Origin of the sequence: Streptomyces albireticuli, assembly GCF_002192455.1 — a bacterium.
Classification (GTDB): Bacteria; Actinomycetota; Actinomycetes; order Streptomycetales; family Streptomycetaceae; genus Streptomyces; species Streptomyces albireticuli_B.
Genome location: NZ_CP021744.1, coordinates 4,296,845 through 4,321,730 on the forward strand (window position 1 = coordinate 4,296,845; position 24,886 = coordinate 4,321,730).

20 protein-coding genes are annotated in these 24,886 nt (G+C 72.6%); 16 read left to right on the forward strand and 4 right to left on the reverse strand.

Annotation, left to right across the window (positions count from 1 at the left end):
* The first annotated feature begins 3 nt into the window (after window positions 1-3).
* From nuoE to nuoN, 10 genes are read left to right on the forward strand one after another with little or no spacing between them, the layout of a single operon-like run.
* Complete coding sequence (nuoE, locus tag SMD11_RS18555) at window positions 4-828, forward strand: NADH-quinone oxidoreductase subunit NuoE (protein ID WP_087927512.1); 825 nt, start codon at window positions 4-6, stop codon at window positions 826-828.
* A complete protein-coding gene (gene nuoF / locus SMD11_RS18560) occupies window positions 825-2,219 on the forward strand; it encodes an NADH-quinone oxidoreductase subunit NuoF (RefSeq protein WP_087927513.1) in 1,395 nt (464 codons plus the stop codon). The genes nuoE and nuoF overlap by 4 nt, the downstream gene beginning before the upstream one ends.
* On the forward strand, window positions 2,216-4,720 hold the full coding sequence (locus SMD11_RS18565; protein ID WP_087927514.1) for an NADH-quinone oxidoreductase subunit G: 2,505 nt from the start codon (window positions 2,216-2,218) through the stop codon (window positions 4,718-4,720). Before nuoF ends, SMD11_RS18565 begins: the two co-directional genes overlap by 4 nt.
* A 35-nt stretch (window positions 4,721-4,755) precedes the next feature.
* Entirely contained in the window at window positions 4,756-6,087 is a 1,332-nt protein-coding gene (nuoH, locus tag SMD11_RS18570; protein ID WP_418952529.1) for an NADH-quinone oxidoreductase subunit NuoH, read from the forward strand.
* Entirely contained in the window at window positions 6,080-6,664 is a 585-nt protein-coding gene (gene nuoI / locus SMD11_RS18575) for an NADH-quinone oxidoreductase subunit NuoI (protein ID WP_234366085.1), read from the forward strand. Before nuoH ends, nuoI begins: the two co-directional genes overlap by 8 nt.
* Window positions 6,661-7,482: an NADH-quinone oxidoreductase subunit J gene (locus SMD11_RS18580; RefSeq protein ID WP_087927516.1), complete on the forward strand. Its 822-nt coding sequence runs from the start codon at window positions 6,661-6,663 to the stop codon at window positions 7,480-7,482. Before nuoI ends, SMD11_RS18580 begins: the two co-directional genes overlap by 4 nt.
* Window positions 7,479-7,778, forward strand: a complete 300-nt coding sequence (gene nuoK / locus SMD11_RS18585; protein ID WP_087927517.1) for an NADH-quinone oxidoreductase subunit NuoK — start codon at window positions 7,479-7,481, stop codon at window positions 7,776-7,778. The genes SMD11_RS18580 and nuoK overlap by 4 nt, the downstream gene beginning before the upstream one ends.
* Window positions 7,779-7,790: 12 nt before the next feature.
* Window positions 7,791-9,686 (forward strand): NADH-quinone oxidoreductase subunit L, encoded by a 1,896-nt coding sequence (nuoL, locus tag SMD11_RS18590; protein WP_087927518.1) that lies wholly within the window; start codon window positions 7,791-7,793, stop codon window positions 9,684-9,686.
* Between the two features lies 1 nt (window position 9,687).
* A complete protein-coding gene (locus tag SMD11_RS18595; RefSeq protein ID WP_087927519.1) occupies window positions 9,688-11,301 on the forward strand; it encodes an NADH-quinone oxidoreductase subunit M in 1,614 nt (537 codons plus the stop codon).
* Window positions 11,298-12,950 carry an NADH-quinone oxidoreductase subunit NuoN gene (gene nuoN, locus SMD11_RS18600; protein WP_087927520.1) on the forward strand — a complete coding sequence of 551 codons (1,653 nt, stop codon included), beginning with the start codon at window positions 11,298-11,300 and terminating at the stop codon, window positions 12,948-12,950. The genes SMD11_RS18595 and nuoN overlap by 4 nt, the downstream gene beginning before the upstream one ends.
* A gap of 78 nt (window positions 12,951-13,028) precedes the next feature.
* Here nuoN and SMD11_RS18605 read toward each other — a convergent pair whose 3' ends face one another.
* From SMD11_RS18605 to fahA, 3 genes are all read right to left on the reverse strand, one after another.
* Window positions 13,029-13,529, reverse strand: a complete 501-nt coding sequence (locus SMD11_RS18605) for a hypothetical protein (RefSeq protein ID WP_087927521.1) — start codon at window positions 13,527-13,529, stop codon at window positions 13,029-13,031.
* Window positions 13,530-13,604: 75 nt separating this feature from the next.
* Window positions 13,605-14,291 carry a GOLPH3/VPS74 family protein gene (locus SMD11_RS18610; RefSeq protein WP_087927522.1) on the reverse strand — a complete coding sequence of 229 codons (687 nt, stop codon included), beginning with the start codon at window positions 14,289-14,291 and terminating at the stop codon, window positions 13,605-13,607.
* Window positions 14,288-15,472, reverse strand: a complete 1,185-nt coding sequence (gene fahA, locus SMD11_RS18615) for a fumarylacetoacetase (RefSeq protein WP_087927523.1) — start codon at window positions 15,470-15,472, stop codon at window positions 14,288-14,290. Before fahA ends, SMD11_RS18610 begins: the two co-directional genes overlap by 4 nt.
* 353 nt (window positions 15,473-15,825) lie before the next feature.
* Between fahA and SMD11_RS18620 the strand changes: the two genes are divergently transcribed.
* The 6 genes from SMD11_RS18620 to SMD11_RS18645 all read left to right on the forward strand — a co-directional run bounded on the left by SMD11_RS18620 (window position 15,826) and on the right by SMD11_RS18645 (window position 23,287).
* Window positions 15,826-17,085, forward strand: coding sequence for an ATP-grasp domain-containing protein (locus tag SMD11_RS18620; protein ID WP_087927524.1), 1,260 nt, complete (start codon window positions 15,826-15,828; stop codon window positions 17,083-17,085).
* A gap of 19 nt (window positions 17,086-17,104) precedes the next feature.
* Window positions 17,105-18,307 carry an FAD-dependent oxidoreductase gene (locus tag SMD11_RS18625; RefSeq protein WP_087927525.1) on the forward strand — a complete coding sequence of 401 codons (1,203 nt, stop codon included), beginning with the start codon at window positions 17,105-17,107 and terminating at the stop codon, window positions 18,305-18,307.
* Between the two features lie 321 nt (window positions 18,308-18,628).
* Window positions 18,629-19,639 carry a polyprenyl synthetase family protein gene (locus SMD11_RS18630; protein WP_087927526.1) on the forward strand — a complete coding sequence of 337 codons (1,011 nt, stop codon included), beginning with the start codon at window positions 18,629-18,631 and terminating at the stop codon, window positions 19,637-19,639.
* 325 nt (window positions 19,640-19,964) lie between these two features.
* Window positions 19,965-21,245, forward strand: coding sequence for a LolA family protein (locus tag SMD11_RS18635; RefSeq protein ID WP_234366086.1), 1,281 nt, complete (start codon window positions 19,965-19,967; stop codon window positions 21,243-21,245).
* Between the two features lie 88 nt (window positions 21,246-21,333).
* Window positions 21,334-22,377, forward strand: a complete 1,044-nt coding sequence (locus SMD11_RS18640) for an ATP-binding cassette domain-containing protein (protein ID WP_418952453.1) — start codon at window positions 21,334-21,336, stop codon at window positions 22,375-22,377.
* Window positions 22,364-23,287 carry an ABC transporter permease gene (locus SMD11_RS18645; RefSeq protein WP_087927527.1) on the forward strand — a complete coding sequence of 308 codons (924 nt, stop codon included), beginning with the start codon at window positions 22,364-22,366 and terminating at the stop codon, window positions 23,285-23,287. The genes SMD11_RS18640 and SMD11_RS18645 overlap by 14 nt, the downstream gene beginning before the upstream one ends.
* 70 nt (window positions 23,288-23,357) lie before the next feature.
* Here the strand turns inward: SMD11_RS18645 and SMD11_RS18650 are convergent, their stop codons facing one another.
* Window positions 23,358-24,710 (reverse strand): M28 family metallopeptidase, encoded by a 1,353-nt coding sequence (locus tag SMD11_RS18650; protein WP_087927528.1) that lies wholly within the window; start codon window positions 24,708-24,710, stop codon window positions 23,358-23,360.
* Window positions 24,711-24,886 lie beyond the last annotated feature (176 nt).

Consider the following 24,886-nt stretch of genomic DNA (forward strand, 5'->3'; position numbering starts at 1 on the left):
GGAATGCCCCGGCTTCCCGCGCCCGACTATCCGGCCGACGTACGGGCCCGGCTCGACGGGGACGCGAAGGAGGTGATCGGCCGCTACCCCGACAGCCGCAGCGCGCTGCTGCCGCTGCTCCACCTGGTCCAGGCGGAGGAGGGGTACGTCACCCGGACCGGCATCCGCTACTGCGCCGAGATCCTGGAGCTGACCGTCGCGGAGGTCACGGCGGTCGCCACCTTCTACACCATGTACCGGCGCGAGGCGGGCGGCGACTACCACGTCGGCGTCTGCACCAACACGCTGTGCGCGGTGATGGGCGGCGACGCCATCTTCGACGGCCTCAAGCGCCACCTCGGCGTCGGCAACGGCGGCACCACCCCCGACGGCAAGATCACCCTTGAGCACGTCGAGTGCAACGCCGCCTGCGACTTCGCGCCCGTCGTGATGGTCAACTGGGAGTTCTTCGACAACCAGACCGTCGAGAGCGCCACCGCGCTCGTCGACGACCTGCGCGCCGGCCGCCCGGCCTCGCCCACCCGCGGGGCGCCCCTGTGCACGTACCGGGAGACGGCCCGCATCCTGGCGGGCTTCCCCGACGAGCGGCCCGGTGCCGTCGAGGCGAGCGGCGGGGCCGGACCCGCGTCCCTGGCGGGGCTGCGGCTGGCCAAGGGGGAGAGCGGCCCGGCCCGGGTGGGCCCGCCGCGCGGCGCCCCGCCGGGCGGGAGCCCGGACGCGGGCGGAACGTCCGGAGAGCACCTCAGCTCGCACGACGCGCCCCAGCAGACGTCAGCCTCGGACCCGGAGCACCCCGCCGGGCCGGTCGGCGAGGAGGGGGAGGGATGACCATGGCACCCGCGAACGGGGGCACCCCCCGGCCCCAACCAGGGGCGGGGCCGGGGGACGGCCCCGAGAAGCTGCTCGCGCCCGTACTGAGCGCGCACTGGGACCAGCCCCGGTCCTGGACGCTGGAGACCTATCTGCGGCACGACGGCTACGCGGGCGCGCGCAGGGCGCTCGCGATGCCCCCCGACGAGGTCATCGCCTACGTCAAGGACGCGGGGCTGCGCGGCCGCGGCGGCGCCGGCTTCCCCACCGGGATGAAATGGCAGTTCATCCCGCAGGGCGACGGCAAACCGCACTACCTCGTCGTCAACGCCGACGAGTCGGAGCCCGGCGCCTGCAAGGACATCCCGCTGCTCTTCGCCTCGCCGCACAGCCTCATCGAGGGCATCGTGATCGCCTGCCACGCGATCCGCTCGGAGCGGGCGTTCATCTATCTGCGCGGCGAGGTCGTGCCCGTCCTGCGGCGGCTGCACGAGGCGGTGCGCGAGGCCTACGAGGCGGGCTACCTCGGCAGGAACGTCCTGGGCTCGGGCCTGGACCTGGAGCTCACGGTGCACGCCGGCGCCGGCGCGTACATCTGCGGCGAGGAGACCGCGCTCCTCGACTCCCTGGAGGGGCGCCGCGGCCAGCCCCGGCTCCGGCCGCCCTTCCCGGCCGTCGCGGGCCTCTACGCCTGCCCCACCGTGGTGAACAACGTCGAGTCCATCGCGTCGGTTCCCGCGATCCTGCACCGGGGCAAGGAGTGGTTCCGGTCGATGGGCACCGAGAAGTGCCCCGGCTTCACCCTCTACTCCCTCTCCGGCCACGTCGCGCGCCCCGGCCAGTACGAGGCCCCCATGGGCATCACGCTGCGCCAGCTGCTCGACATGAGCGGCGGCATCCGGCCCGGCCACCGGCTGAAGTTCTGGACCCCCGGCGGCTCCTCCAGCCCGATGTTCACCGAGGAACACCTCGACGTGCCGCTGGACTTCGACAGCGTGGGCGCCGCCGGCTCGCTGCTCGGCACCAAGTCGCTCCAGTGCTTCGACGAGACCACCTGCGTCGTGCGCGCCGTCACCCGGTGGACCGAGTTCTACGCGCACGAGTCCTGCGGCAAGTGCACCCCCTGCCGCGAAGGCACCTACTGGCTCGTCCAGTTGCTGCGCGACATCGAGGACGGCAAGGGCCGGCGGGCGGACCTCGACAAGCTCACCGACATCGCCGACAACATCAACGGCAAGTCCTTCTGCGCCCTGGGCGACGGCGCCGCCGCGCCGATCCTCTCCTCGCTCCAGTACTTCCGCGCCGAGTACGAGCGGCACATCACGGGCAGGGGCTGCCCCTTCGACCCGGCCGCGTCGACCCTGTGGGCCGACGGGCCGAAGAACTCCCACCTGGAGGTGAACGCATGACAGTCACCACGTCTGCCCCCTCCGGAGGGGGCGAGGTGGTTCCGCCGGAGGACCTCGTCTCCGTCACCATCGACGGCATCGCGCTCTCCGTCCCCAAGGGGACGCTGGTCATCCGCGCCGCCGAGCTCCTCGGCATCGAGATCCCGCGGTTCTGCGACCACCCGCTGCTCGACCCGGCCGGCGCCTGCCGGCAGTGCATCGTCGAGGTCGAGGGCCAGCGCAAGCCGATGGCCTCCTGCACCATCACCTGCACCGACGGGATGGTGGTCCGCACCCAGCTCACCTCGCCCGTCGCCGAGAAGGCGCAGCGCGGCGTGATGGAACTGCTGCTCATCAACCACCCGCTCGACTGCCCCGTGTGCGACAAGGGCGGCGAGTGCCCGCTCCAGAACCAGGCGATGTCCGCCGGGCAGGCCGACACCCGCTTCGAGGGCCGCAAGCGCACCTTCGAGAAGCCGGTGCCGATCTCCACCCAGGTGCTGCTGGACCGCGAGCGGTGCGTGCTCTGCGCGCGCTGCACCCGCTTCTCGCAGCAGATCGCGGGCGACCCGATGATCGAGCTCCTGGAGCGCGGCGCGCTCCAGCAGGTCGGCACCGGCCAGGACGTGCCCTTCGAGTCGTACTTCTCGGGCAACACCATCCAGATCTGCCCGGTCGGGGCGCTCACCTCGGCGGCGTACCGCTTCCGCTCCCGCCCCTTCGACCTGGTCTCCTCGCCGTCGGTCTGCGAGCACTGCGCGGGCGGCTGCGCCACGCGCACGGACCACCGGCGCGGCAAGGTGCTGCGCCGCCTCGCCGCCGACGACCCCGAGGTCAACGAGGAGTGGGTGTGCGACAAGGGGCGCTTCGCGTTCCGCTACGCCCAGCGGCCGGACCGGTTCACCACCCCGCTCGTACGGAGCGCGGAGGGCGTCCTGGAGCCCGCGAGCTGGCCCGAGGCGCTGGCGGCCGCGGCCGAGGGGCTGGCCGCCGCGCGCGGCCGGGCCGGGGTGCTGACGGGCGGCCGGCTCACCGTCGAGGACGCCTACGCCTACGCCAAGTTCGCGCGGGTGGCCCTGGCCACCCATGACGTGGACTTCCGCGCCCGCGTGCACAGCGGCGAGGAGGCCGACTTCCTCGCGGCCCACGTCGCCGGGCGCGGCCGGGACCTGGACGGCCAGGGGGTGACGTACGCGGCGCTGGAGAAGGCGCCGGCGGTGCTGCTCGTCGGCTTCGAGGCGGAGGAGGAGGCGCCCGGCGTCTTCCTGCGGCTCCGTAAGGCGCACCGCAAGCACGGTCAGCGCGTCTTCGGGCTGGCCACGCACACCACGCGCGGCCTGACGAAGGCGGGCGGCACGCTGCTGCCCGCCGCGCCGGGCACCGAGACGCCCTGGCTGCGGGCGCTGGCCGACGGCACCGGGCTGGACCCGGCCGGGCAGGCGGCGGCCGAGGCGCTGCGCGGCGAGGGCGCGGTGATCGTCGTCGGCGAGCGGCTGGCCGGTGTGCCGGGCGCGCTGACCGCGGCGCTCGCCGCCTCCGCGACGACCGGCGCCGCCCTGGTGTGGATCCCGCGCCGGGCCGGGGAGCGAGGCGCGCTGGAGGCGGGCGCGCTGCCCGGGCTGCTGCCCGGCGGGCGGCCCGCGACCGACCCGCGCGCGCGGGAGGAGACGGCGGCCGCCTGGGGCGTCGCCGAGCTCCCGCGCGGCACGGGCCGGGACACCGGGCAGATCGTCGAGGCCGCGGCCAGCGGCGAGCTGGGCGCCCTGCTGGTGGGCGGCGTGGAGGTCGCCGACCTGCCGGACCCGGCACGCGCGCGTGCCGCGCTGGACGCCATCGGCTTCCTCGTCAGCCTGGAGCAGCGGCCCGGCGAGGTGACGGACCGGGCGGACGTGGTGCTGCCGGTCGCCGCCGTGGCCGAGAAGGCGGGCACGTTCCTGAACTGGGAGGGCCGGGCGCGGCCCTTCGAGGCGGCCGTCCGGCCCGAGCACCTGACCCGGACCTCCCTGCCGCCCGACGCCCGGGTGCTGAACATGCTGGCCGACGCCATGGACGTGACGCTGGCGCTGCCGGACACCGGTGCCGTACGGGCGGAGCTGGCCCGGCTCGGGCCGTGGCGCGGCGCCCACGCGGCGGCCCCCGCCGAGCCGGCCCGGCCGGCGCCGCGGCCGGGCGCCGGCGAGGCCGTGCTGGCGGGCCACCGGATGCTCCTCGACCGGGGCCTGCTCCAGGAGGGCGACGACGCCCTGGCCGGCACCCGGCACCCGGCGCTCGCCCGGCTGTCGGCCGCCACGGCCGCGGAGGCCGGGCTGCGCGACGGCGAGCCGCTGGCGGTGACCGGCCCGGCGGGCATGGTCCGGCTGCCGCTGCGGATCACCGCCATGCCGGACCGGGTGGTGTGGCTCCCGCTGAACTCCGTGGGCGCGGGCGTCGCCTGTGACACGGGGGCCCGCCCGGGTGAGCTCGTACGGATCGGCCGGGCGGCCGGCGAGGACACCGGAACCGAGACACCGGAGGCGCGGTAGTGAACGCTTACCAACTGGCCGCCGAGGACCTGTCGATGTTCGGCCGCGACCCGTGGTGGCTGGTCCTCGTCAAGGCCGTCTTCTGCTTCGCGTTCGTCATGGTGACCGTGCTCTTCTCGATCGTCTGGGAGCGCAAGGTCGTCGCGTGGATGCAGCTGCGCATCGGCCCCAACCGGCACGGTCCCTGGGGGATGCTCCAGTCCCTGGCCGACGGCATCAAGCTGATGCTGAAGGAGGACCTGATCGTCAAGCGGGCGGACAAGGCGGTCTACCTCCTCGCCCCCGTCGTCGCGGCGATCCCGGCCTTCATGGCGATCGCCGTGATCCCCTTCGGCCCGGCGGGCAACGAGATCTCCGTCTTCGGGCACCGCACGACGATGCAGCTGACCGACCTGCCGATCGGCGTGCTGTACATCCTCGCCACCGCGTCGGTCGGCATCTACGGCATCGTGCTGGCGGGCTGGTCCTCCGGGTCGACGTACCCGCTCCTCGGCGGCCTGCGCTCGTGCGCCCAGATGATCTCGTACGAGATCGCGATGGGCGTCTCCTTCGCGGCCGTCTTCCTCTACTCCGGTTCGATGTCGACCTCGGCGATCGTGGAGGCGCAGCACGACCGCTGGTACGTCCTGCTGCTGCCGGTCTCCTTCCTCATCTACATCGTGGCGATGGTGGGCGAGACCAACCGGGCGCCGTTCGACCTGCCGGAGTCCGAGGGCGACCTGGTCGGCGGCTTCAACACCGAGTACTCGTCCATCAAGTTCGCGATGTTCATGCTGGCCGAGTACGTCAACATGATCACGGTCTCGGCCGTGGCGGTGACGCTGTTCCTCGGCGGCTGGCGGGCCCCGTACCCGGTCTCGGCCTTCTGGGAGGGTGCCAACCACGGCTGGTGGCCGCTCCTCTGGTTCGTGATCAAGCTCCAGCTGCTGCTGTTCTTCTTCATCTGGCTGCGCGGCACGCTGCCGCGGCTGCGCTACGACCAGTTCATGAAGCTGGGGTGGAAGGTCCTCATCCCGATCTCCATGGTGTGGCTGATGCTGGTCGCGGCCGTACGGGCGCTGCGGAACGAGAACTACGACTTCCAGCGGATCGTGCTCTACGTCGGCGGCGCCGTGGTGGCGGTCCTGCTGTTGTCGTTCGTGGCCGACGTCTTCCGCGGCCGGGGCGAGGAGCCGGAAGCGCCCGCGGAGGAGCGGGAGTTCGACCCCATGGCGGGCGGCTACCCCGTGCCGCCGCTGCCCGGCCAGACGCTGCCGCCGGTGCCGCGGCGCCGGTCGCGCCACGACCGCGAGCTCATTGTCAGTGGTGGCGTCGATACTGTCAGTGACGGTCCCCGAGACGGAAAGGAGGGGGCTGACGGTGCCTGACTTCCAGAACCCCGTGGCCGGCTTCGGCGTGACCTTCAAGGCCATGTTCAAGAAGCGGCTGACCGAGCAGTACCCGGAGGAGAAAAAGCACACGGCGCCGCGCTTCCACGGCCGCCATCAGCTCAACCGCCACCCGGACGGCCTGGAGAAGTGCATCGGCTGCGAGCTGTGCGCGTGGGCCTGCCCGGCGGACGCGATCTATGTGGAGGGCGCGGACAACACCGAGGAGGAGCGCTACTCCCCGGGCGAGCGGTACGGCCGCGTCTATCAGATCAACTACCTCCGCTGCATCCTGTGCGGGCTGTGCGTGGAGGCGTGCCCGACCCGCGCGCTCACGATGACCAATGAGTACGAACTGGCCGACACCAGCCGCGAATCGCTCATCTACACCAAGGAGGAGCTGCTCGCGGGCCTGGAGGAGGGCATGGTCGACTCCCCGCACGCGATCTTCCCGGGCATGACCGAGAAGGACTACTACCGGGGCCTGGTCTCGGAGGCGGCGCCGGGCACGGTCCGGCAGCCGGCCGTCTCCCAGGGCGAGACGCCGGCGCCCACGGCGGAAGGGGCGGGAGCGTGAACACCGCCGCCACGGCCACCTCCACGGGCGAGGCGGTCCAGTTCTGGATCCTCGGGATCGTCGCCGTGGCCGGGGCGCTGGCCACGGTCCTGATGAAGAAGTCCGTGCACAGCGCCCTCTCGCTGGCCGGCACCATGATCGTCCTGGCCGTGTTCTACTTGGCCAACGGGGCGTACTTCCTCGGGATCGTCCAGGTCGTCGTCTACACCGGCGCGATCATGATGCTCTTCCTCTTCGTGGTCATGCTCGTCGGCGTCACCGCGGCCGACTCCCTCAAGGAGACGATCAAGGGGCAGCGCTGGCTGGCCGCGCTCTGCGCGCTGGGCTTCGGCATCCTGCTGATCGCGGGCATCGGCAACGCCTCGCTGAAGGAGTTCACCGGCCTCGGCACGGCCAACTCCGGCGGGAACGTGGAGGGTCTCGCGGCCCTGATCTTCACCAAGTACGTCTTCGCCTTCGAGATCACCGGCGCCCTGCTGATCACCGCGGCCGTCGGGGCGATGGTGCTCACCCACCGCGAGCGCACCGAGCGCGCGGCCTCCCAGCGCGAGCTCGCCGAGCGCCGGGTCCGCGCGGGCAAGCAGGTCCCCCCGCTGCCCGCCCCCGGTGTCTACGCCCGGCACAACGCCGTGGACGTCCCCGGCCTGCTGCCGGACGGCACCCCGTCCGAGCTCACCGTCAATCCGACCCTGCGCGCCCGCGGCCAGATCCGCGACGTCTCGGGCACCGCGCTCCGGGAGCTGGCCGCGCTGGAGCAGCGCGCGCAGGAGTGGCGCGAGCTCGGCCGCAGCGAGGACGCGAAGGGAGCCGGCAAGTGAACCCGGTCAACTACCTCTATCTGGCGGCCCTGCTGTTCACCATCGGCGCCGCCGGTGTGCTCATCCGGCGGAACGCGATCGTCGTCTTCATGTGCGTCGAGCTGATGCTGAACGCCTGCAATCTGGCGTTCGTCACCTTCTCCCGGCTGCACGGCAATCTGGACGGCCAGATCATCGCGTTCTTCACGATGGTGGTGGCCGCCGCCGAGGTCGTCATCGGCCTGGCGATCATCGTGACGATCTTCCGTTCCCGCCACTCGGCGTCGGTCGACGACGCGAACCTGCTGAAGCTGTAAGGGGACGGTGACGTGGAGAACCTCATCGGATTGCTCGTCGCGGCACCGCTGCTCGGCGCCGCCGTGCTGCTGTGCGGCGGGCGGCGGCTGGACCGCTCCGGCCCCTGGGTGGGCACGCTGCTCGCCGCCGTGTCCTTCGCGCTCGGTGTCGCGCTCTTCGCCGACATGCTCGGCCGGAGCGGCGCGGAGCGGACGCTCGCGACCACGGTCTTCAGCTGGGTGCCGGTCGGTGGCTTCCAGGCCGACGTGAGCTTCCAGCTCGATCAGCTGTCCATGACCTTCGTGCTGCTGATCACGGGCGTGGGCACGCTGATCCACCTCTACTCCGTCGGCTACATGGAGCACGACGAGCGGCGCCGCCGCTTCTTCGGCTATCTCAACCTGTTCCTCGCCGCCATGCTGCTGCTCGTCGTCGCCGGCAACTACCTCCTGCTGTACGTCGGCTGGGAGGGCGTCGGCCTCGCCTCGTACCTGCTGATCGGCTTCTGGCAGCACAAGCCCGGCGCGGCGACGGCGGCGAAGAAGGCGTTCCTCGTCAACCGCGTCGGTGACGTGGGCCTGTCGATCGCGATCATGCTGATGTTCACCACGTTCGGCACCTTCGCCTTCGGGCCGGTGCTGGCGGGCGCGGGGCAGGCGGGGGAGGGGAAGCTGACGGCCATCGGGCTGATGCTGCTGCTCGCGGCCTGCGGCAAGTCGGCCCAGGTGCCGCTCCAGAGCTGGCTCGGTGACGCCATGGAGGGCCCGACCCCGGTCTCGGCCCTCATCCACGCGGCGACGATGGTGACCGCCGGCGTCTATCTGATCACCCGCTCCGGCGCCCTCTTCGACGCGGCGCCCACGGCGCAGACCGCGGTCGTCACGGTCGGCGCGGTCACGCTCCTCTTCGGTGCGATCGTCGGTTGTGCGAAGGACGACATCAAGAAGGCCCTCGCGGGCTCCACGATGTCCCAGATCGGCTACATGATCCTGGCGGCCGGGCTGGGCCCGGTCGGCTATGTCTTCGCGATCATGCACCTGGTCACCCACGGCTTCTTCAAGGCCGGGCTGTTCCTCGGCGCGGGCTCCGTGATGCACGGCATGAACGACGAGGTCGACATGCGGCGCTACGGCGGCCTGCGGAAGTACATGCCGGTCACCTTCGTCACCTTCGGCCTCGGCTACCTCGCCATCATCGGCTTCCCCGGCCTCTCCGGCTTCTTCTCCAAGGACAAGATCATCGAGGCCGCCTTCGCCAAGGGCGGCACGGAGGGCTGGATCCTCGGCGGCGCGGCCCTGCTGGGCGCGGGCATCACCGCCTTCTACATGACGCGCGTGATGATCATGACCTTCTTCGGCGAGAAGCGCTGGCAGCCCGACGCGGACGGGAACGCCCCGCACCCGCACGAGTCGCCGAGGACGATGACGGTCCCGATGGTGATCCTGGCCTTCGGGTCGGTCTTCGCGGGCGGGCTGTTCAGCATCAACGACACGTTCCTGAAGTGGCTGGAGCCCGTCACCGGCCACGCCCACGGCCACCCGCCGGTCAGCGCCCTCACCGTCACCGCCGCCACCATGGTGGTGCTGGTCCTCGGCGTCGCGCTGGCCTGGGCGCAGTACGGCCGCAAGCCCGTCCCGGTCACCGCGCCGCGCGGCAGCCGGCTCACCCGGGCGGCCCGGCGCGACCTGCTCCAGGACGACTTCAACCACATCGTGCTGGTCCGCGGCGGCGAGCACCTCACCCGCAGCCTGGTCTACGTCGACCACACCCTGGTCGACGGCGTCGTCAACGGCACCGCCGCCGCCGTCGGCGGCCTGTCGGGCCGGATGCGCAGGCTCCAGAACGGCTACGCGCGGTCGTACGCGGTCTCGATGTTCGGCGGTGCGGCAGTGCTCATCGCCGCGACCCTGCTGATGAGGGCGGTCTGATATGTCTTTTCCCCTGCTGACGGCCACGGCCGTGGTGCCCGCCGTCGGCGCGGTCGCCACCGCCGCGGTCCCGGCCGCGCGGCGCGCCGCGGCGAAGTGGCTGGCGCTGGGCTTCTCGCTCGCCACGCTCGTCCTCGCGGCCGTCCAGCTGGTGCGCTTCGACCCGGACGCGGCCGGGCCCTTCCAGCTCACCGAGTCCCACGCCTGGATCAAGGACTTCGGCGTCCGCTACGAACTGGGCGTGGACGGCATCGCGGTCGTCCTCATCGCCCTGACGGCGCTGCTGATCCCCTTCATCGTGCTGGCCGGCTGGCATGACGCCGACCCCCTCGAAGGGGCCTCGCCCAACCGGCGCTGGCGGCCCACCCAGGGCTTCTTCGCGCTGATCCTCATGGTCGAGGCGATGGTGGTGATCTCCTTCGAGGCCACCGACGTCTTCCTCTTCTATCTCTTCTTCGAAGCCATGCTCATCCCGATGTACTTCCTCATCGGCGGCTTCGGCGACCGCGCGGGCGAGCGGTCCGAGGAGGAGACGGCGGCCCAGCGCAGTTACGCCGCGGTGAAGTTCCTCCTCTACAACCTGGCCGGCGGCCTGATCATGATGGCCGCGGTCATCGGCCTCTACGCCGTCACCGCCGACCAGCTGGGCACGGGCACCTTCTCCCTCCAGGAGATCGTCCAGGCCCGCGCCGACGGCCGGCTGGACCTCGCGCCCGCCGCCGAACGGGCCCTGTTCCTCGGCTTCTTCTTCGCCTTCGCGGTGAAGGCGCCGCTGTGGCCGCTGCACACCTGGCTGCCCAACGCCATGGGCGAGGCCACCGCCCCCGTCGCCGTCCTGATCACCGCGGTCGTCGACAAGGTCGGCACCTTCGCGATGCTCCGCTTCTGCCTCCAGCTCTTCCCGGAGGCCTCCAAGTGGGCCACCCCGGTGATCGTCGCCCTGGCGCTCGTCAGCATCATCTACGGCGCGCTGCTCGCGGTCGGCCAGCGGGACATCAAGCGGCTGGTGGCCTACGCCTCGATCTCGCACTTCGGCTTCATCGTGCTGGGCATCTTCGCGATGACCACCCAGGGCCAGGGCGGCGCGACGCTCTACATGGTCAACCACGGGATCTCCACGGCCGCGCTGATGCTCGTCGCGGGCTTCCTGATCTCGCGCCGCGGCTCGCGGCTCATCGCGGACTACGGCGGCGTCCAGAAGGTCGCGCCGGTCCTCGCCGGCACCTTCCTGGTGGGCGGTCTGGCCACCCTGTCGCTGCCGGGGCTCGCGCCCTTCGTCTCCGAATTCCTCGTCCTGGTCGGCACGTTCAGCCGCTATCCGGCGGCCGGGATCATCGCCACCGCCGGCATCGTGCTCGCCGCGCTCTACGTCCTCGTGCTCTACCAGCGCACCATGACCGGGCCGGTGAAGGACAGCGTGCGCGGGATGCCCGACCTCCGGGTGCGCGAGCTGGCCGTCGTCGCCCCGCTGATCGCGCTCCTGCTCTTCCTGGGCGTCTACCCCAAGCCGCTGACCGAGATCATCGACCCCGCGGTCGGCCACACGATGTCGCAGGTCGAGAAGTCCGACCCCAAGCCCGATGTCCCTGTGAACGAAGCGGAGGCCGCGAAGTGAGTTCCGCAGCATCCGTCCACAGCCTGTGGACGGCCGCGGCCGACACGCCGCAGAAGATCCCGGCCCCGCAGATCGAGTACGCCCAGCTGGCACCGACGCTGATCGTGCTCGGCGCGGCCGTCCTCGGCATTCTCGTCGAAGCGTTCCTGCCCCGCCGCACCCGCTACACCGCGCAGCTGCTGCTGACGACCGTCGGGCTGATCGCGGCGTTCGCCGCCGTGATCGCCCTGGCCGCCGGGGGGTACGGCACGGACAAGGCGCACATCGCCGCCATGGGCGCCGTCGCCGTCGACGGCCCGGCGCTCTTCCTCCAGGGGACCCTCCTCCTGGTCTCCCTGATCGCCGTGTTCACCTTCGCCGAGCGGCGGCTGGACCCGGCGGCGCACGGCCGGCGCGTGGACTCCTTCGCCGCGCAGGGCGCGGCCGTCCCGGGCGGCGAGGCCGAGCAGGAGGCGGTCAAGGCGGGCTTCACCACCACCGAGGTCTTCCCGCTGGTGCTCTTCGCGGTCGGCGGCATGCTCGTCTTCCCCGCGGCGAACGACCTGCTGACCCTGTTCGTGGCCCTGGAGGTGTTCTCCCTCCCGCTGTACGTGCTGTGCGCGCTGGCCCGCCGGCAGCGGCTGATGTCGCAGGAGTCGGCGGTCAAGTACTTCCTGCTCGGCGCGTTCTCCTCGGCGTTCCTGCTCTTCGGCGTCGCCCTGCTGTACGGCTACGCCGGCACGGTCTCGTACGCGGGCATCGCCGACGTGGTGAACGGCACCACCCGGTCCGTCGACCCGGCCCTGGCCTCGACGACGGGCAACGACGCCCTGCTGCTCATCGGCGGCGCGCTGGTCCTGATGGGCCTGCTCTTCAAGGTCGGCGCGGTCCCGTTCCACATGTGGACGCCCGACGTCTACCAAGGGGCGCCCACGCCGGTCACGGGCTTCATGGCCGCCGCCACCAAGGTCGCCGCCTTCGGCGCCCTGCTGCGGCTGCTCTACGTGGTCCTGCCCGGCCTGCGCTGGGACTGGCGCCCGGTGATGTGGGGCGTCGCGATCGTCACCATGGTCGTCGGCGCGATCGTGGCGGTCACCCAGACGGACGTGAAGCGGCTCCTCGCCTACTCCTCCATCGCCCACGCGGGGTTCATCCTCGCCGGTGTCACGGCCGCCAGCCCCGAGGGCGTCTCCTCCGTCCTCTTCTATCTGGTCACCTACGCCTTCGTGACGCTGGGCGCGTTCGCCGTGGTGACGCTCGTCCGCGACGCGGGCGGCGAGGCGACGCACCTGTCGAAGTGGGCGGGGCTCGGGCGCCGTTCGCCGCTCGTGGCGGCCGTCTTCGCGATCTTCCTGCTGGCCTTCGCCGGCATCCCGCTCACCAGCGGTTTCGCGGGCAAGTTCGCGGTCTTCAAGGCCGCGGCCGAGAGCGGGGCGGCGCCGCTGGTCATCGTCGGTGTGCTGTCCTCGGCGGTCGCCGCGTTCTTCTACGTCCGGGTGATCGTGCTGATGTTCTTCAGCGAGCCGAAGGCCGACGGGCCGACGGTCGCCGTGCCGAGCGCGCTGACCTCCACGGCCATCGCGGTCGGCGTCGCGCTGACGGTGGTGCTCGGTGTGGCGCCGCAGTACTTCCTGGAACTCGCGGGGCAGGCGGGTACGTTCGTCCGCTGACCGGCGCCCCCGTACGAGACCGTCGCCCGGCACCCCGAGGAGGGGTGCCGGGCGACGGCGCGTCGTGCTGCGGGTGGCTCAGCCGATCTTGCCGGGGAGGCCGGCCGCCGGCTTGCCGTCCGTGCCCACGGCCTTCGTGAAGGTGTCCTCCTTGCCGGAGGCCCAGGCCACCGTCAGGGAGCCTGCGTCGACACCCTTGACGGTGCCGGAGGCGTACTGGTCGCCTTGCTTGCACTTGAAGGCGAGGGTCACCGGCTTCGCGGAGTCGTTCACCGTGCCGGTGCAGGACTGCCCCGGGCCGCTGAGCGCCGCGGTCCTGCCCGCGAAGGACAGGACCAGGAAGCTGTTGTCCTGGAGCTTGCCCTTCGACCAGCCGCCGGCCAGCTTGGCGGCCGTGACGTCGCCGCCGGACTTGGCCGGGTCCTCGGCCGGCGCCTGACTCGGGGCCTTCGGCGCGTCGGCCGGCGGTGTGGCCTGGGCGGGCTCCTTGGCGCCGCCGTCCTTGCTCTCGCTGCCGCAACCGGTCATCAGCACAGCGGCGATGATCGCCGCCCCCGTGATCTGTACTGCCTTGCGCACGTGCGCCCTTTCGTCTCCATTGGATCTGGACACGACAAGTTAGCAGCCTTGATCGCGGGTTCCGGAACCTCGCGTTCAGTCGCCGCCGCCCCCGCCGCCGTCGCCCCCACCGGAGTCGCCCCCGCCGCCGCTGCCGTCCGACTGGTCCCGCTGCACATTGCGGTGGACCGCCTTGGCCGCCCAATCGGCGTGCACGAGACGCCGCATGGCCTTGCGCTCGGTCCGCATGTCCCAGCCCGGGTAGAGCCGGCCGGCCGCGCCGACCGCCGACACCAGGGCGGCCAGGGCGCGCGAGCGGGGATCGGGGAAGCCCGCGACGCGGGCCGCGTCGAAGCGCTGCCGCGCCGCCGTCGTCAGGTCGGCCGGGCCGACGGGGTAGCGGTTGTAGGGGAAGACGCCCAGGAACCGGCGGCGGTGCACGCGCAGCGCCCGCCGCTCCACCAGCCGGGTCAGCCAGGGCTCCTCCATGTGCTTGGCCGCGCTGCGCACCCAGCGGTGCGTCTTCGGCCCCCGGGTGCCGGCGGCCGGCAGGCTCGCCGTCGCCATCGCCAGCAGCGGGTCACGGGGCCCGGCCGGCCCGAGCACGACCGGACGCCCGTACTGCTCCATCACCTGGCCGCGCAGCCGGAGTTCGGCGAGCACGGCGCCGGCGACGCCGTACTCCAGGGCCCCCGGCATGCACAGCCGCCGGCCGTCCTCCGGGTGGAAGCAGAGCAACAGCAGTTCCTCGGGCAGCGTGAGGCCGGGGGCGTCCTGGGTCATGGCGCGGCGGTCCCGTGGGCGGGCACGACACGGCCGGTGACCTCGCCGAGGCCGATGCGGGCACCGCCGGGGCCGGGGGCCCAGGCGGTGAGGGTGACCACGTCACCGTCCGCCAGGTAGGGGCCCTTGCCCTCGGTGAGCTCCAGCAGGCAGCCGCGCTGGTCCGGCTCGGGGCCGCTGACCGTGCCGGAGGCGAAGAAGTCGCCGGTGCGCAGGGAGGCGCCGTTGACCGTCATATGGGCGAGCTGCTGGGCGGCCGTCCAGTACATGGACGCGAACGGCGGCCGGGAGACCGTCTCGCCGTTGATGGTGACCTCGATGCGCAGGTCGATGCCGCCCGGCTCGGCGGCGGCGTCGTCGAGGTAGGGCAGCAGCGGGTACGTGCGCTCCGGCGGCGCGGTGCGGGCCTCGTCGAAGGCGTCGAGCGGGGTGATCCACGCGGAGACGGAGGTGGCGAAGGACTTGCCGAGGAACGGGCCGAGCGGCACGTACTCCCACGCCTGGATGTCGCGGGCCGACCAGTCGTTGACCAGGCAGACGCCGAAGACGTGCTCCCGGAAGTCACCGAGCGCGACCGGGGTGTTGGCGGGCGCGGGGGTGCCGACGACGAAGCCCACCTCGGCCTCGATGTCCAGCCGCAGCGAGGGACCGAAGGACGGTACGGCGTCGCCGGGGGCCTTGCGCTGGCCCTGCGGGCGGATCACCTCGGTGCCGGAGACCACGACCGTGCCGGCGCGGCCGTGGTAACCGATGGGCAGGTGCTTCCAGTTGGGCGTGAGGGGCTCGCTGTCCGGGCGGAAGATCCGGCCGACGTTGGTGGCGTGGTGCTCGCTGGCGTAGAAGTCGACGTAGTCGGCGACCTCGAACGGCAGGTGCAGCGTCACGTCCTCCAGCGGGAGCAGTGGGCCGTCGGTCAGCCAGCCGCGCACCTCGGCGCGGACGGCCTGCCAGACGGGCCGGCCCGCGGCCAGCAGCGGGTTGAGCGTCGGCCGGTCCAGCAGGCCGGCGTGCGCGGAGCCGTGGGCGGCGGCCGCGGCGGCGGCGTCGAGCACCCGGTCGCCGTAGCGGACGCCGATCCGGCGGCGGTCCGGGGCGTCGGCGGTGCTGAACACGCCGTACGGGAGGGTGTCCGCGCCGAAGGGGTCGCCTTCGGCAAGCTCGCGGGGGCTCTGCTGGGACATGGTGACGCAGCCTCGCTCTCTCCTGGACGCTCCTGGGAGCCTGGTGGCCCCGGTGGCGGGCCCGTGCCCACATTACGTGCTGGCGGCCGCCAGACAAGGGGTGGCCGGGGGCGGCTTCGGCCGGGCGCCTCCGGGTGCGCCCGGCGTGCCCGGAGCGCCACGCGCCGGTCGTGTGACCCCGTTCCGGGGACTCCCCGAACTAATGCGCCCCACCTGCCCGAACCGCTGTCCGACCGCTCACTAAAGAGCTAGCAATGTCCGGTAATTCCTTGCTGGAGGCGGCGATTCCGAAGTAGCGTCCTTAGTCGGGTCACGCACAGTGGGGGGGCCGCTGCGGCTGGTGGCCGAGGGGGATGCTGGTGGCGAGCAGGAGCACGCCCATCGCGGCGGACCGGACCGTTCCAGGGCTGATAGTGAAGATCGGCAACTACCCCCTCCACCACGGTGGTGTCGGTGCGATACGCAGCCTCGGCAGACTCGGTGTCCCGGTGTACGCCGTCACCGAGGACCGCTGGACGCCCGCCGCCGCCTCCCGTTATCTGCGGCAGGGGTTCGTCTGGCCCACCACGGGCACCGAGCGGCCCGAGGTGCTCGTCGAGGGTCTGCTGAGGATAGGGCACAGGATCGGCCGCCCCAGCGTCCTGCTGCCCACCGACGACGAGGCGGCCGTGCTGATCGCGGAGCACGCGGAGCAGTTGTCCGGCACCTTCCTCTTCCCGCCCGTGGACCGCGAGTTGCCCCGCAGGCTCGCGAGCAAGCAAGGGCTGCACGAGCTCTGTGTGGAGCACGGGGTGCCCTCCCCGGAGGCCCTCTTCCCCGCGTCGTTCGAGGAAATCGAGGAGTACGCGGCGCGCGCCCGCTTCCCCCTCGTCGCCAAGAACCGGGAGGCGTTCGAGCGGCGCCGCAAGCCCGCCGTGCACGGCACCACCCGCATCGGCGGCCCCCGGGAGCTGCTGGCCCTCGCGCGCGGCTGGGGCCCCTCGCCCGGCGTGATCCTCCAGGAGTACCTGCCCCGCGAGGACGCCGAGGACTGGATCGTGCACGCCTATTTCGACGGCCGGAGCACCCCGCTGGCGATGTTCACGGGCGTGAAGGTGCGCTCCTGGCCGCCGCACGCGGGGATGACGGCCCACGCCTACGTCGTGGAGAACGCCGAACTGGCCGACATGGCCGCCCAGTTCATCAAGCAGATCGGCTTCTGCGGCGTCATCGACCTCGACTGGCGGTTCGACCGCAGGGACGGCCGGTACAAACTCCTGGACTTCAACCCCCGGATGGGCGCGCAGTTCCGGCTCTTCGAGAGCACCGCCGGCGTCGACGTCGTGCGGGCCCAGCACCTCGACCTGACCGGCCGCACGGTCCCCGAGGGCGAGCAGACCGACGGCCGGCGGTTCGTCGTGGAGAACATCGACCTGCCCGCCCTGCTCGCCTACCGCCGCAGCGGCTACACCACCCCCCACGCGCCCGCGCGCGCCACCGGCACGGAGTTCGCCTGGGCCGCGCGGGACGACATCAAGCCCTTCTTCACCATGCTCGCCCGGTTCGTGCGGCCGGGCGTGCGGCACCTTTGGCAGCTGTGGCGCTCCCGCCGTGCCGCTGCCGTCGTCGAGTAACGCCCTGGGAGGGGAATCCGTGGCACTTCCGGTAGCAGTCATCGGAGCCGGACCGTACGGTCTGTCGACCGCCGCCCATCTGAGGGCGCACGGCATGAGCACCCGCGTCTTCGGTTCGCCGATGGTGAGCTGGCGCGAGCACATGCCCGTCGGCATGCTCCTGAAATCCACCCCCGTCGCCTCCAGCATCGATGCCCCGCAGCCCGGTCACACCCTCCTCGACTTCTGCCGGAGCACCGGCGAGCGGCGGTACGAGTCGGACTGGGACGCCATCCCGGTGGAGACCTTCGCCCGCTACGGACTGTGGTTCCAGGAGCGCCTGGTGCCCGATCTGGAGCAGGTGCGGGTGGTCTCCGTCGACCGCCGGGCGCAGGGCTTCGAGCTGAAGCTGGACTCCGGGGAGCAGTTCACGGCCCGCGCGGTGGTCGTGGCGACGGGCCTGAGCGGACTCGCGACGCTGCCGCCCGAGCTGGCCGCGGCGGTGCCCGACGGCCCCTCGGCGAGCGGGCCGGTCTCGCACAGCTCGCACCACCGCGACCTGTCCCGCTTCACCGGCAAGGACGTGGTCGTCGTCGGCGCCGGGCAGTCCGCCCTGGAGACCGCCGTGCTGCTGGCCGACGCCGGGGCCGCTTCCGTGCGGATCGTCGCCCGCCGGAGGGGAGCGGTCCGGTTCGGTGCCGCGCCGGACGGCCAGTCGCTGCGCAAGCCCGACACCCCCTTCGGGCGGGCCTGGTCGCTCTACGCCTTCTCGTATCACGCGGACGCTTTCCGCCATCTTCCGGCGCCGTCCCGGAAGTACCTCGTCCAGCGGGTGCTGGGACCGCTGGGCGCCTGGTGGCTGCGCGACCGCTTCATCGGCCGGGTCCAGGTCTCCGAGGGGAAGCGGATCGTCCGGGCACGGGTGGACGAGGGCCGTCCGGTGCTCACCCTGGCCGGTGAGAACGGCGTCACCGAGGGCGAGCTCGCCGCCGACCACGTCGTCGCCGCGACCGGCTACCGCATGGACCTCGCGGCCCTGGACTTCCTCGGCCACGGCCTGCGCACCCGCCTCGTGGCCGCCGCGGGCGGCCCCCGGCTGGGCCCCGGCTACCGCTCCTCGGTGCCGGGCCTGTTCTTCACGGGCCTGCCGGCCGCGGCCAGCTACGGCCCCGTGATGCGCTTCGTCTGCGGCACGGAGTACGCGTCGCCGCGCCTGGCCAAGGCGGTGGGCGCACTGTCGTAGCGGGTGCGGGCCCGCCCCGGGCGGGCCCGCTCACGCTCCCCGCCCCCGTGGGCGGGGAGCGTGGCCGAAGGACCGCGCCGCGGGGGTTACCGGCCCCGCGGCGGGGCGCGATACTCCTGCCACGGCGGCGCGTGGCCGCCGGGGCGGCCGGCCGCCGGGAGGCGACCGCGTGTGACGGGGTGTGACGGGAGGCGTCGGCGGAGAGCGATCGAAGAGGCAGGCGCCCACGGTGATCGACAGCCGACCGGATACGCTGACTTTCGGTAGAGACAGCGACACATCGACAATCCCCGTGTTCGCAGGCAGACAGGAGTACCCCTCGTGACCGTCGTCGGGCCTTTCGGGCTGAGCGTGCGGGACCAGGCTCTTGAAGCCGATGTCCAGGCCGGTCTGGCCGCTGTCGAGGAGGGCCTCCTGGAGGCCACCAAGAGCGACGTGCCCTTCATCACCGAGGCCGCGCAGCACCTCGTACGAGCCGGCGGCAAGCGGTTCCGGCCGCTGCTGGTGATGCTCGCCGCCCAGTTCGGCGACCCCTACGCCCCGGGCGTCGTGCCCTCGGCCGTCGTGGTCGAGCTCACCCACCTGGCCACGCTCTACCACGACGACGTCATGGACGAGGCCGAGGTGCGGCGCGGCGTGGACAGCGCCAACGCCCGCTGGGGCAACTCCGTGGCCGTCCTCACCGGCGACTTCCTCTTCTCCCGCGCCTCGCACATCCTGGCCGACCTCGGCCCGGAGGCCGTCCGCATCCAGGCCGAGGCGTTCGAGCGGCTGGTGACGGGCCAGATCCTGGAGACGGCCGGACCGCGCGACGGCCGCGACCCCATCGAGCACTACCTCGACGTCATCGCCGGCAAGACCGGCTCGCTGATCGCCGTCGCCGGGCGGTACGGCGCGATGATGTCCGGCGCCGACGAGCGCACGATCGACATCCTCACCCACTACGGCGAGCGCCTCGGCACCGCCTTCCAGCTCGCCGACGACGTCCTCGACATCGCCAGCGACTCCCACGAGTCGGGCAAGACCCCCGGCACCGACCTGCGCGAGGGCATCCCCACGCTGCCCGTGCTGCACCTGCGCGCCCAGGCGGCCGCCACCGGCGCGGCCGACGACCTCCAGCTGTGCGAGCTGCTCGACGGCGACCTCACCGACGACACCCTGCACGCCGAGGTGCTGCGTCGGCTGCGCGCCCACCCGGCCCTGGAGCAGGCCCGGCGCGACACCATCCGCTACGCCCAGGAGGCGCGGGCCATCCTGGCCCCGCTGCCCGACTGCTACGCCAAGGCCGCGCTGGAGAACCTCTGCGACGCGGTCGTGCACCGCGCGGGCTGATCCGCCCTGCTCCGCCGGGGGCCCGGACGGCCGTGCCGCCCGTGCTCCCCGTGTCTCCTGACGCCTCCCGGTGCCCCTGGGAACGGCAGGGTCCCCCGTCCGGGTGGCGCCCCCTTAAGGGGCGTCATACCCGAGAGGTACGCGGACTTGATCCCGTCGGCTGATGACCCGGCGGGGTGGGGTTTGGTGGAATCGAGAGCGTCATGAGCCGGGGAAAAACCTCCGGTTCCCCGTTCCACCACCGAGCGGCCGGGCCACAATGAGCCTGGGGGGTGGGCGAGTGCAGGACGCGTGACGGCCGCCGCCGACGACGGAGGTAGAGCAGATGACACGGAACGAAGCGCACCAGGACAACGCGGGGTCCGGGGACTCCGCCTCGGGCATACCGGGCGCGCGGGGCCGCCGTAAGGCCGTCCGCTACGCCGTGCCCGTCGCGGTCGCCGGCATCGCGGCCGCCTCGATCGGGATCGGCTCCGCGCTGGCCAGCAGCGGTGACCCCGACCTGCCGAAGATCAGCGCGGAGGAGCTGATCGCCAAGGTCGCGAAGTCGGACGTCCAGCAGCTCTCCGGCTCGGTGAAGTTCAGCACCGACCTGGGTCTGCCGTCGCTGCCGTCGGGCATCTCGCTCGGCGAGGGCGGCAAGGACGGCAAGGACGGCAAGGGCGGCGGGGGCTCGGACGCCTCCCCGCAGGCCAAGCTCGCCGAACTGGCCACCGGTACGCACACGCTGCGCGTCGCCGTCGACGGCCCGGACAAGCAGCGGCTGTCGATCGTCGAGCGCGCCGCCGAGTACAGCCTGATCCGCAACGGCGACCAGGTCTGGGCGTACGACAGCGGCAGCAACACCGTCCACCACTCGACCGCGCCCGCCGGCGAGGGCGCGAAGGACGGCAAGGGCGGCAAGGGCAAGGCGCCCGAGGAACTGCGCGGCGCCTCCCCGCAGGAGCTCGCCAAGAAGGCCCTCGACGCCGTGGGCGACTCGACCTCCGTGGCGGTCGACGGCACGGCCAAGGTGGCCGGCCGGGACGCCTACCAGCTGACCGTGAAGCCGAAGGCGGCCGAGTCGACCGTCGGCGCCGTGCGGATCGCGGTGGACGCGAAGACGGGCACGCCGCTGAAGTTCACGCTCTCGGCCAAGAGCGGCGGCAAGCCGGTCGTCGACGCGGCCTTCACCAAGGTCGACTTCGGCAAGCCGAGCGCGAGCACCTTCGACTTCACCCCGCCGAAGGGCGCCAAGGTCACCGAGGACAAGGACCTGGAGGGCCGCGCCGCGCACCAGGCCGAGGGGATGCCCGACCTCTCCGGCCTCTCGGGTCTCTCCCAGGCGCCCGGCCTCGACATCCTCGGCAAGGACTGGGCGTCCATCGCGCACTTCTCCGTGCCCAAGGACCTCAAGCCGGCCGACAAGCCCGCGGGCAAGGCGGGCAGCGCGGGCAAGAGCGCCCCGGCCGGTGGCCTGTTCGAGAAGTTCGGCAGCAAGGTCTCGGGCTCCTTCGGCTCGGGCCAGGTCTTCTCCACCCGCCTCGTCAACGCCCTGATCACGGACGACGGCGAGGTGTACGTGGGCGCGGTCACCAAGGACGCGCTGATCGCCGCGGCCAAGTAGACGGACTCCCGCCCGCCCCCGCCGCCCGGTGGCCCCGCTGCCGGGCGGCGGAAGGCGTCGTACGGCCGGAAGACGGAAGGGGACCCCGGTGGAGGAGCTGCCCGCGCGGAGCGAGGGACCGGCGAGCGCGCCGGGGGAAGGGCCCGCCGCGGCCCCGGCCCCGGCCGGCCGGGTGCCGCCGGGCGGCGCCGCGCTGGAGGCCCGCGGGCTCACCAAGCGCTACCGGGGCGGGCAGCTCGCCGTCGACCGGCTGGACCTGAGGGTGCCGCGTGGCAGCGTCTTCGGCTTCCTCGGCCCCAACGGCTCGGGGAAGACCACCACCATCCGGATGGCCATGGGCCTGATCGAACCGACCTCGGGCACCGTCGAGGTGCTCGGTGAGCCCATGCCGCGCGCGGCCCGCCGGGTGCTGCCCAGGGTGGGCGCGCTCATCGAGGGGCCCGCGCTCTACGGCTTCCTCTCCGGCCGCGACAACCTCGTGCGCTTCGACGCCGCCGACCCCACCGCCGATCCCCGCACCCGCGCGGCCCGGGTCGGCGCGGCCCTGGACCGGGTCGGCCTCGTCGCCGCGGCCGGCAAGAAGGCCCGCGCGTACTCCCTCGGCATGAAGCAGCGGCTCGGCCTGGCCGCCGCCCTGCTCCGGCCGCGCGAGCTGCTCGTCCTGGACGAGCCGACCAACGGCCTCGACCCGCAGGGCATGCGCGAGATCCGCACCCTGGTGCGCGAGCTCGCGGCCGACGGCACCACCGTCTTCCTCTCCTCGCACCTCCTCGACGAGATCGAGCAGGTGTGCACCCACGCCGCCGTCATGGCCCAGGGGCGGCTGCTCACCCAGGGCACGGTCGCCGAGCTGGCCGGGCGGGCCGCCTCGGCCCGCGGTCGGCTGGCCGTCACCACCCCCGACACCGCGGACGCCGTCCGGATCCTCAAGGAGCACGGAGTGACCGACCTCGTGGCCGCCTTCGACCGCGTCACCGGCGAACTGCCCGCCCAGGGCGCCCCCGACCTCGCCGACCTCAATGCCGCGCTGGTGGGCGCCGGGGTCCGGGTGCGGGCCTTCGGGCAGGAGCGGGCCTCGCTGGAGGACGCGTTCGTCGCCCTGACGGGGGAGGGCTTCGATGTCGCGGGCTGAGCGGAGTCCCGATCGTACGGAGCGCCCGGCCGGGCCGCTCCCCGGTGCCGCCCCGGCGGTCGGCCGGGGCGCGCATCCGCTCCGGCAGCTGTCCCTGTTCCGCAGCGAGATCGGCACCGTGTTCCGGCGCTGGCGGACGCTCGCCCTGCTCGGCGTGCTCGCGGCCGTGCCCGTCCTCGTCGGCATCGCCGTGAAGGTCGAGACCGGCGACGGCGGCACGGTCGGCCAGGGCGGCGGGGGCCCGGCGTTCCTCAGCCAGGTCACCAACAACGGCCTCTTCCTGGTCTTCACCTCCCTCGCCGCGACCCTGCCCTTCTTCCTGCCGATGGCCGTCGGGGTGGTCGCGGGCGACTCGCTGGCCGGGGAGGCGGCCTCCGGCACCCTGCGCTACCTCCTGGTCGCGCCCGCCGGCCGTACGCGGCTGCTGCTCGCCAAGCTCGTCTCGACGCTGGTCTTCTGCCTCGCCGCCACCATGGTGGTCGCGCTCTCCGCGCTGGCGGTGGGGGCGCTGCTCTTCCCGCTCGGCGACGTCACCCTGCTCAGCGGGACGACGGTGTCCTTCGGCGAGGGGCTGCTGCGGGCGCTGGCCGTCGCCTGCGCGGTGGCGCTGTCCCTGGTGGGCATCGCGGCCCTGGGGCTGTTCGTCTCCACGCTCACCAACAGCGGGATCGCGGCCATGGCCACCACGGTGGGCCTGCTCATCACGGCCCAGATCGTCGACCAGTTCCCGCAGCTGGACGCCGTGCAGCCGTATCTCTTCCCGCACCACTGGCTCAGCTTCGCGGACGTCCTGCGCCAGCCGGTCTACTGGGACCAGCTGCTCGACAACTTCCGTCTCCAGGCGCTGTACGCGGCGGTCTTCGGCTCGGCGGCGTGGGCCCGGTTCACGACGAAGGACGTCACGGCATGACGCCGGACGGGCTGCTTCTCAGCCCGTCCGGCGTGTGCGGACCGGGGTCCGGGGCGGAGCCCCGCTCCCCTCAGAACGTGAGCTTCCAGCTGTCGATGTACCCCGTGTCCTGCGCCCCGATGTCCTGGACCCGCAGCTTCCACGTCCCGTTCGCCGTCTCCGCCGAGGCGTCGACCGTGAACGTGTCGATGACGTTGTCCGCCGAGTCGCTGCCGCTGGACGACTTCACCCGGTACGCGCGCCCGCTCGGCCCGACCAGGTCGACGACCAGGTCACCGCGCCAGGTGTGCTTGATGTCGACCCCGACCTTGAGCGCCGAGGGCGCGTTGCCGGTGCGGCCGGTGACGGCGATCGACGACTCCACGGCCGCGCCCGCGTCCGGGATCGCGACGTCGGCCGCGTTCTCGAAGGAGGTACCGCCCGGGTTGGTCGTGCCGCCGCTCAGCGTCCACACGGCGTGCGCGATGGCGTCGCTGTTGAGGTCGAGCGCGGTGTCGTTGATGTTCGACGTGCTGTCGCAGGAGGAGTGGTAGCAGCGGTCGAACGCCTGGCCCGCGGTGCCGCCCCACTTCTGGGCCTGCGCGGCGGACTTACGGGTCTCGGCGCCGCTGAACAGCCCGCCGACGCGGATGCCCGCGCTCTTGAACGGGGCGTGGTCGGAGCGGCCGTCGCCCTCGGTCTCGATCTCGGTGGAGATGTTCTTGCCGGCGAACCAGGTCTTGAAGACGCCCTCGATCGTCGGGTCGTCGTCGTAGACGAAGTAGCCCGGGTTGGGCGAGGCGAGCATGTCGAAGTTCAGATACCCGTCGATCTTCGCGCGCTCGGCGGCGGGCAGGTTGTTGACGTAGTACCGCGACCCGACCATGCCCAGTTCCTCGGCGCCCCACCAGGCGAAGCGCAGGTGCTTGCCGGGCTTGTAGCCCTCGCGGGCCACGGTGAGGGCGGTCTCCAGGACGGCGGCCGAGCCGGAGCCGTTGTCGTTGATGCCCGGCCCGGCGGAGACCGAGTCGAGGTGGGCGCCGGCGAAGAGCACATGGCTCGCGTCGCCGCCCGGCCAGTCGGCGACGAGGTTGTAGCCGGTGCTGCCGCCGGAGGTGAACTGCTGGACGCTGGTGGTGAACCCGGCGGCGTCCAGCTTGCCCTTCACATAGTCGATGGACGCCTTGTAGCCGCTGCGGCCGTGCGCGCGGTTGCCGCCGTTGGCGGAGGCTATCGACTGGAGCTGGGACAGGTGCGCCTTGACGTTGGCGAGGGAGATGTCGGGCGCGGCGGCGGCCTTGGCGGGGGCCTTGGCGGCGGTGGGTTCCGCCAGGGCCGTGCCGGAGGCCGCGCCGAGCAGGGTCGCGGTGAGAGCCGCGCCGGTGGCCAGGAGGGCCACGGCGCGAGATCTTCGGGGCAGGGTTGGTCCGGTGAGCTCAAGCATGGGGGGCTCCCAACTCCATTTGACGTGGCCATGATGTTGGGGGCGGCCCGAAGGTGCGTCAAGGGCGGATTTCGGACACGGGACACCGCTTTCCGGATATCGGGCGGTCCCGCACCGGCTCTGAGCTGTGACTTCTGTGCTGGCTGGGGCAGTTGTGACTTCTGGGTTAAAAGTTG